The organism is Thiobacillus sp., from assembly GCF_024708915.1.
Map to the genome: position 1 here is coordinate 1 of NZ_JANJXQ010000289.1, position 1,669 is coordinate 1,669.

The 1,669-nt window shown below is 68.6% G+C and carries 2 protein-coding genes; both read right to left on the bottom strand.

Features of this window, described 5'->3' with window-relative positions; genetic code table 11:
* On the bottom strand, window positions 1–653 hold a 653-nt coding region (locus Q0L94_RS17815; protein ID WP_296756018.1), incomplete at its 3' end, for an ABC transporter permease.
* On the bottom strand, window positions 650–1,669 hold a 1,020-nt coding region (locus tag Q0L94_RS17820; RefSeq protein WP_296756021.1), incomplete at its 5' end, for a homoserine O-succinyltransferase. The genes Q0L94_RS17820 and Q0L94_RS17815, both read right to left, overlap by 4 nt.

A 1,669-nucleotide genomic window follows, 5' to 3' on the forward strand; every position in this document is an offset into this window, starting at 1 on the left:
GCCGCGCCGGTGCGCCCGGCTACCAGGACGGCAACGATGACCGGCGAGATTTCACGCAGGATCGCCAGCAACAGGCCGTCGACGACAAAGATGTTGGCGCCGTATTGCTGCGCCTGGTCGCCCAGCAGGTAGGCGAACACCACGCCGAGCAGGAACAGCATGCCGGCCACGATGGGAATCGCGCCGACGAATACCGAACTCACCTGGGCACCGAATTCGCGCCAGCGCCAGCGCCCCGGATGGCCCATCAAGGCCATCAGCTCGACGAACAGGTGGCCGATGAAATTGGTGAGGCCGACGACATGCCCCCACATCGCCAGCGCGCCGCGCCCGGTAACTTCGCGCACGCCTTCGCGGCGCGGCGCGGCCTGCGCGGCGGTTGCTGCGCTGTGCTGCGCCACCAGTTGCAGCACAGCCAGATGCTGCGGCCGGAACGCGCGCAGCTCGGGCAGCGGGTCGCCGGCCTGCGGACGGGCGGCGGTCAGCAGCAGCCAGGCGCCGTTGGTATCGAGCCGGGTGATGCCGGCGCCGTCGAGGACGCGCACCGTTTTGCCGCCGAGCCCGGGCAAGGCCGGCGCGGCCCCGGCATGCCAGGCACCGCTGGCGATCAGCGCGCCCTGCGCCTCGTCGAAGTGCGCGCGGGCGTCCGTCACGCCAGACCCAACGGATTATCGGGATCGATGCCCGGCATGAAAGGCAGGCTGCGTTCGCGGTGGGTTACCTGGTAGACGCAGCCGATCCAGTTGCCGATCACTGCCTCGGCGGTATCGTGCCAGGTGTTGTCGAGCAGCGGCAGCAGGCGCGCTTCGGGGAAAGCCAGCGCCTCGCCGGCCTGCATGCGGCTGCCGAACTCGTCCAGCAGTGCCTGCGCCTGACGGCCGAAATAGCGCACCGGAAACGGCGGCAACGCCGGCAGCTTGCCGGCGGCGGCGAGCAGCAGATCGCGCTTGTATTCCTTCAGCAGGGAAATGGTGTCGTATTCGGGGTGCCCCTGGAAAAACACGGTGCGCAGGCCGTCATGGCTCACCGCCAGATGCACGCCCGCTTCCGCGCTTTCGACCAGCACCTTGACCCCCGCCGCCTCGAACTGCGCGCGCGAGACGTCGTTCCAGCGCGAATGCGGCACGTCGAAGCGGGTGTTGACGTCGGCCACCAGCGGGTGGCGGCCGTCGGTGACGCGATGCTCGAACACGCCCCAGATTTTCTGCGGCTGCTTCACCCGCGCCTGGCTGTGGCGGAACTGCATCACCGCATGGGTGGCGAGGCACGAGCACAGAGTCGAGGTGACGTTGTCCCACGCCCAGTCGATCACCTCGATCAGCGGCTGCCAGAACGGCTCGTCGGCGAGGTTGGGATGGCTGACGTTGGCGCCGGTGATGATGAGCGCATCCAGCCCGGCTGCACGGATAGCCTCGAACGATTCGTAGAACTGCGCGATGTGCGCCTGCGCCGCCGCGCCGCGCGGCAGCGTCGGCAGAGTGAAGGGATGCATGTAGAACTGCGCGATCGGGTTGGATTCGCCGACCAGCCGGTAGAACTGGCGCTCGGTCGCCTCCAGCGCCGCGTCCGGCATCATGTTCAGCAGGCCGACGTGCAGCTCGCGGATTTCCTGGTTGGCCGCGCGCTCGGTCGACAGCACCGTGATGCCATCCTGGCGCAGGCGTTCGAA